General features: G+C 61.3%; 6 protein-coding genes and 1 pseudogene. 6 read left to right on the top strand and 1 reads right to left on the bottom strand.

Annotated elements, in window-relative coordinates:
• Window positions 1-457 precede the first annotated feature (457 nt).
• Window positions 458-589: pseudogene (locus tag QZ607_RS25900) on the top strand (hypothetical protein); the annotation flags it as partial.
• Between the two features lie 49 nt (window positions 590-638).
• Here the strand turns inward: QZ607_RS25900 and QZ607_RS16720 are convergent.
• On the bottom strand, window positions 639-2,051 hold the full coding sequence (locus tag QZ607_RS16720; protein ID WP_295884874.1) for an integron integrase: 1,413 nt from the start codon (window positions 2,049-2,051) through the stop codon (window positions 639-641).
• Window positions 2,052-2,196: 145 nt separating this feature from the next.
• Between QZ607_RS16720 and QZ607_RS16725 the strand changes: the two genes are divergently transcribed.
• From QZ607_RS16725 to QZ607_RS16735, 5 genes are all read left to right on the top strand, one after another.
• On the top strand, window positions 2,197-2,964 hold the full coding sequence (locus tag QZ607_RS16725) for a hypothetical protein (protein ID WP_295884877.1): 768 nt from the start codon (window positions 2,197-2,199) through the stop codon (window positions 2,962-2,964).
• 381 nt (window positions 2,965-3,345) lie between these two features.
• Window positions 3,346-4,458: an ISAs1 family transposase gene (locus tag QZ607_RS16730; RefSeq protein WP_295884878.1), complete on the top strand. Its 1,113-nt coding sequence runs from the start codon at window positions 3,346-3,348 to the stop codon at window positions 4,456-4,458.
• 333 nt (window positions 4,459-4,791) lie between these two features.
• A complete protein-coding gene (locus QZ607_RS25905) occupies window positions 4,792-5,079 on the top strand; it encodes a DUF4258 domain-containing protein (RefSeq protein WP_367268210.1) in 288 nt (95 codons plus the stop codon).
• Window positions 5,072-5,308 (top strand): type II toxin-antitoxin system MqsA family antitoxin, encoded by a 237-nt coding sequence (locus QZ607_RS25910; protein WP_367268211.1) that lies wholly within the window; start codon window positions 5,072-5,074, stop codon window positions 5,306-5,308. Before QZ607_RS25905 ends, QZ607_RS25910 begins: the two co-directional genes overlap by 8 nt.
• A 378-nt stretch (window positions 5,309-5,686) precedes the next feature.
• Window positions 5,687-6,489, top strand: an 803-nt coding sequence (locus QZ607_RS16735) for a helix-turn-helix domain-containing protein (protein WP_295884882.1), incomplete at its 3' end; no start/stop codon positions are given.

Consider the following 6,489-nt stretch of genomic DNA (forward strand, 5'->3'; position numbering starts at 1 on the left):
CCGCTGACGCGGATGCGACCATTGCGTTACGACCATTGGATGCGACTATTTGACGACTATTGTCGGCTATTGGACACCCACGTCGCTTGCCCCTCGGGAGCCCCTCACCCTCTACAGGACAGCACCCTCTACACCCTCTACAGGACAGCCACTTCAGTGACCACAACGCCTGACCACAGGACGGACCTGACCATAGGGCAGCCACTTTGCTTGCAGTGACCACCGTGACCACCGGACAGCCACATTGCTTGCTCCATTTCCAACCAAGTTGGCGATGCTGCCGCCCGTGATTACAAGGCCGCCTCGCCTGCCGAGCGGCGTAAGCTCGATGCCTTGCTCACGTTGCGGCTGACTGAGGCAACACGAACCGACCGCTCCCTCGAACACATCCTGGAAGACCTCGGTCACAAATCACAGGCACGTGGCCTGACACGGGAGCTGCTGGACGACATCCTGCATGGCGCCGACTGAGCTGCGCTGTGTCATCGATACCAATGCCCTGATCAGCGCGGCGCTTTTTGCGAGCTCGATCCCCGGCCAGGTCCTGCACCACCTGCTGCGACACGGCATCCTGCTTGGCTCGCCGCAAACCCTCGCCGAGCTCGCCGAGGTGCTGGGCCGGTCCAAGTTGGACCGCATTAAAGCACATCCATCGGCGACTTCACCGGCACCACCCCCGGCCGGTTCAGCACATGGGTGTAGATCATCGTCGTCGCCACGTCCTTGTGCCCGAGCAGCTCCTGCACGGTGCGGATGTCATAGCCGGCTTCCAGCAAATGCGTTGCGAACGAGTGACGAAGACAATGCGAATTCACCCGTTTCGCGATCCCGGCCCGTTGACCGGCCGCCTTGACGGCCCGCTGCAAGTCGCTCTCGTTCAAATGATGCCGGCGCACCGCGCCGCCCTTCGGGTCCCGCGACAGGTTTGCGCTCGGAAACACGTACTGCCAGATCCATTCCCGCGGCGCATTCGGCGACTGCCGCGCGAGGGCACCGGGCAAATACACCGCACCCGCCCCTGCCGCCAAATCCTCGTCGTGCAGCGCCTTGACCCGCCCCAAGTGCGCCTTGAGCGGCGCGTCCAGGCGTTCCGGCAACGGCACCACCCGATCCTTGCCGCCCTTCCCGTTGCGCACCAGGATACGATGATTGTCGAAATCCACGTCCCCCACTCGCAGCCGAATCCCCTCCATCAGCCGCATCCCGGTGCCATACAGCAACCGCGCCAACATCGCGTGATGCTCGGACAACTGCCCAAGCAACGCCCGAATCTCCTCCCGCGACAACACCACCGGCACCCGCGGCGGTCGCTTCGCCTGGCGAAACTGCATCTCGTCCACCGGCCGTTCCAGCACATGGCGGAACAGGAACACCAAGCCGTTCAGCGCCTGGCTCTGCGTGCTCGCCGAGACCTGCCGATCCGCCGCCAGATGCGTCAGGAAGGCTGAGACATCCGACGGCCCCCACGACTCCGGCGACTTGCCCTTGCAGAACCGCATGAACCGGTGGCACCAATCCAGGTAGGCTTGCTCGGTACGGATCGCATACCCCCGAGCCCGCATCACCCGCGCCATGCGCTTCAGCAGCGGCCACTCCTCGGCCGCCTTCACGAACGACGAGCGCGCCTCCACCGCCGCCTCGGCGGGCAGTGCCGCCGCCACGGTCGGATGATCCGCGGACAACTCCTCCCCCGCTGTTCGCCAGTAATCCCAATCCAGCGTCTGCGCAGCCTTGTTTCCTGCCAGCTGCACCAGCAACAGGTGCAACGCATCCACCACCTGCCGAAACTGCCAGCCTGACAGCCGCTGCTCGCGCGCGTAGCGCGTCAGGAACCCGCTGATCTGCTCCGTCGTGACCTCGCCCATCCGCGTCGGCCGCACCGCCGCGATGAACGCCTGCGCGCGCTCCACGTACCAGCGCCGCTGTGGCTCCGGCACACGCGCGCCCTCCAGCAGCGTCAGATAACGATCCCAGCCGGATGGATTCCCGAGCTCCCGGTAAGCGCCGCGCGCACGACCGGGCCTCACCCTTGGATCATCGTATCTCGGCATGTGCGACTTCCTCGTCGGACGATAGGGCGTTAGACTGACGTCAACGTTAGCGGATCTAGGTTAACCGAGCGAAATCCGGTTGTTGACAGGGGATCGGGAGTGGCTACACTGCGGTCAACCCTATCTGGGCTAGGCTGACTTTCACGTGGACCTCAGCCTAAAAAAACTGTTGGGCGGCACCAAAGCCATGCATGACTTTACCCGCATTGTTTTGTTAGTTGGGCTTTCAGCATTGATTCACGGCTGCACTGTCGCGCAGTCGGGGGAGCAGCAGTATTGCGCGGCTACGGATGCCCTTTGGGGGCAGTTTCGAACCAGCACGGATCATTGGCTTGCTAAGCGATCTGGAGTCACGGAGCCTGCGGCTACGATTGCCTATTCCCTTGAACTCTCCGAAATGGAATTGGACGGGATTGACCCTAAACTCCGAAAGCTAATTTCGCAGTGGTCTACAGCAGTCCAGCGTGCGGCTTCAAGCTGGGAGGAGATTGAGAGAATATTCCTTGCGAATGGAGACTCGCTGGAGCTATCCATCCGGCTTAGCGAACTCGACGCGGAATATGAGGCCAAGATTGCGAAGACAGAAGCAAAGCCCGGATGTATGAATGGAGCGAACATGATAAATACAGCGTACTGTAATCAGGAAGTGGGCTTGCTTCGAGCTGAGTTGCTCGATAAGAAAACTTCTCTTCAGCGTCGCACCTTCGAAGACCGCATAGCACGCGGACAGGTTCCCAGTCCAAGACCTCGGAGTGATGCCCAGGAAGCAGAATTCCAGTTGCTGTACTCGCGGGTAGAAGCGTTTCGACAAGAAACGCCAACACACGTCAATGGCATGCTAGACCGAGTTCGGGAACTCGCCGGAAATTGCAAAGTGAGCGGCAATGGCCAATTGCGTGGGCCAGCCGACTAGGGTATGACCGAAACGGGGGCTAGCGGAAAAGGTGCCACGCGCTATAAGCACGCCGCCGAACGAATGAGAAGACGCCCAACCAGAGCACCAGCCCGAGCACATGCTGCCGAGCCGCCGCTAACGCGGGCGGCTCGGCAGCATGCGCCGGGCTGTGCTTAAGGTTGGGCTAGCTAAGGAGAGTCATCTTGAGCACTGCTGCCAAAGACGTCGCACTCAGAGCAATCGCATGCGGCAAACTGATCTCACCAGCAGGAAGATCGAAGGTTCGTATTGGCGGATTTGTCGTTTACGTTCGCTTCTGCTCGCAGAGCGAGCGCATATAAACTAGCGCTGAAACATGTATCTGAGGCATCCTTCGAGAAACTGTCTTAGGAGTTTTTCGTGTCTGCCAGCATCCTTGAGCATTTCGCGCCGGTTCCGGACTTCCGCATTGAGCGCAACAAGCTCTATCCGCTGCCGGAAATCCTCCTCTTGGTCGTCAGCGGGGTGCTCAGCGGCGCCGACGGCTGGGAGGCGATTGAGCAGTTCGGCCAGTCCAAGCTCGACTGGTTGCGCAGGTTCGCGCCCTTCCGCAACGGGATTCCATCGCATGACTGCATTGCCTACGTGATCTCCGGGCTGTCGCCGAAGGCGTTCCAAGAGTGCTTCGCGAGCTGGACCCGGACGGTGTCGGAGGCGACCGGCGGCGAGCTGATCGCGGTCGACGGCAAGACGGCACGCGGCGCGCGCGACCGCCGCCGCGGCAAGTCCGCGCTGCACATGGTCAGTGCTTGGGGCTGCCGCAACCGCTTGGTGCTGGGCCAAGAGGCGACGGCGGAGAAGTCCAACGAGATCACGGCCATTCCCAAACTGCTGGAGTTGCTGGAGCTCAAAGGCTGCATCGTGACCATCGACGCCATGGGCTGCCAGACCAAGCTTGCCGCACAAATCGACGACCAAGGTGCCGACTACGTGCTCGGGCTCAAAGGCAACCAGGGCACCCTGCATGAGGAGGTGGAGGACTTCTTCGCCACGGCGCGGGCCGGCGGCTTCGCTGGTGTCGCCCATGATTACATCGAGGAAACCGACAAAGATCACGGGCGTTTGGAAGTGCGCCGGTACTGGATCACCGAGGAGCTCGGCACGTTGTCCGAAGCGTCGCGTTGGCGTGCGCTGCGCAGCATCGGCCTCGTCGAGCGCGAGTGTTGGAGCGGCGATGAGCATTCAATCGAGCAGCGCCTGTTCATCAACTCCATCGGCGCCGACGCCAAGCGCTTCGCCCACGCCGTGCGCGGCCACTGGGGCGTCGAGAACCGGCTGCACTGGCGCCTGGACGTCATCTTCAACGAAGATGCGAGCCGCATCCGAAGAGGTAACGCACCGGCGATCATGACCGTAATCCGCCATCTGTGCATGAACCTGTTCGAGCAGGAGCCCTCTAAGCGGCGGCTCTCGCAGAAACGCCGCGAGGCCGCTTGGAACGACGACTACCGGGCTAAGGTGATCTTCGGCTAAGGATTTTTATGCGCTGGCCCTGGCTTCTGCTCGACGAACTTGCGCGCACCAGACAAGTACAAATTCAATATCAATCCAAACACCTTGTCGGCCGACTACGAGCTTTGGGTGTGCGGAAGCGCTGACATCTACTACCTGATGCCTATCTCGGTAATGCGGGAAATCTACGAAAACCCGAACACTTACACTGACAATACGCACCCGGAAATTCGAGTAGTGTCAGTAGACGCATATTCTCACTTTGCAACATTCGCCTCCGGGGGAACTGGTACATCTCTCAAGCCGTATCTCAAGGCGACACTATGAAGCCCAACTTTGCGCCGGCCGCGAAGTATGAAAGCCCGTCTCAAAGAGTTCAGAGAGTGCATTCGCACAAACCGATACATTGTGACCACACACGCCGCGGAAGAACTGGACGATGACGGACTAACGATATACGACCTCGAGCGTGTAATTCTTAGCGGTCATATTGTGGACGAACAGAAGGATCGAGATCCCCCAGAAACTAAGTTTTTGGTTCGAGGTCCTACACTGGACGACGATGTAGCCACGGTTGTAGTTAAACCGGGGCCAACGAACAAGCTCATCATAATTACCGTCTTCCGAGATTCTTATGACTAACCAAATCTGCGATGTCTGTGGTTCTGGTGGAGCAGTTGTGCGTAAGGTGACGCGCAGCTTCGGAAAGGGCAGCAATCTTCTCATTATAGAGGACGTCCCCGTCGTCTCTTGTCCGCACTGCGGTGAGAGCTATATGACCGCGGAGACAATGCACGAGATTGAAAGGATCAAGCTGCATCGTAAGTCCTTTTCCAAGCCGCAGTCCGTTGCAGTTGCCCACTTTGTTTAGTCCGTTGCGTCGAAAAGCCCAACTAGTGCCCGGCAGAAAACTGTCTTCAATTCGCGGCTCCCGCTCTGCCCGGACGCCCTCTATGGCGATTGCCCATTAGATGGCGGCACGCCTTTGCTGTAGATCGACCCCATTTGAGAAGTATTCTTATTGGCGCCGTCGAGCGCGCAGCCGAACCCCTGCATGGACGGGGTCATAACAGGGACGGCATGGACGGGGTCAGGTCTCACACATGGACGGGGTCAGGTCTCACATGTAACGCCTCGCGTTTTACAGCCCCGGCGTCTTGACTTGTGCGGATGCGGCTGATGTGAGCATCTCAAGTCCATCGGCACACGGGCTGTTGACTAAAGCGTCAACACACCCTAGCCTTCCGGCATGGGCATCGCCGCGTTCCTCCGATCCCGTCGCGAGCAGCTTGGGCTCTCGCTGCGCAGCGTCGCCGCGCGATGCAGCGTCGATGCGGCGCACCTGTCCCGCGTCGAGTCGGGCGCGGCGCCGCCATCGGATGCGTTGCTGCCGAAGCTCGCCGAGGCGCTCTCCGTGCCGGTGAATCAGCTGATGCTGCTCGCCGGCCGGGTGCCTGAGCGGCTTCAGGCGCTGGTGGCGCGGGAGCCGCATCGGGTGGCGTCGGCACTGTCGGAGCTGGCCGACATGCTGGTGGCGGAGGAGCAGGAGAGCTACGGCGCACCGGTGGTGCGCGGGCGGACGGACCGGGCCATCGAAGACGGCTTTCCGTTCGAGGCGCTGAGCGACATCGCGGAGGTCGAGAGCTGGCGCAAGGAGGTCTGGCGGCCGGTGTACCACACGCACAAGTGGTGGGCGCAACGGCTCGGCAGCGTGTTTCGCGCAGTGGTGCTCGGCTGTGCGGTGCCGCGGGGCAGCGCGGTCATGGACTTGTACCAGAGCGCCGTGAAGCTGCCGGCGCCGGTGATCTTCGACCCCTTCATGGGCAGCGGCACGACGGTGGGCGAGGCGCACAAGCTCGGCTGCACCGTGATCGGGCGGGACATCAACCCGGTCGCTTGGCGGGCGGTGCGCACCGCGCTACAGCCCCTGGACAAGCAGCGGCTGCTTGCGCACTTCGCCGCGCTGGAGGCGTCAGTTGCGCCGCAGATCAAGGCGCTCTACCGCAGCCGCGACGGCGCCGGCAACCCCTGCGACGTGCTGTACTGGTTCTG

Source organism: uncultured Thiohalocapsa sp. (assembly GCF_913063425.1).
GTDB lineage: Bacteria > Pseudomonadota > Gammaproteobacteria > Chromatiales > Chromatiaceae > Thiohalocapsa.

Coding starts and splice junctions, on each gene's coding strand:
- QZ607_RS16720 (WP_295884874.1), bottom strand. CDS start 2,051: ATGCCGAGATACGATGATCCAAGGGTGAGGCCCGGTCGTGCGCGCGGC.
- QZ607_RS25905 (WP_367268210.1), top strand. CDS start 4,792: ATGAAAGCCCGTCTCAAAGAGTTCAGAGAGTGCATTCGCACAAACCGA.
- QZ607_RS25910 (WP_367268211.1), top strand. CDS start 5,072: ATGACTAACCAAATCTGCGATGTCTGTGGTTCTGGTGGAGCAGTTGTG.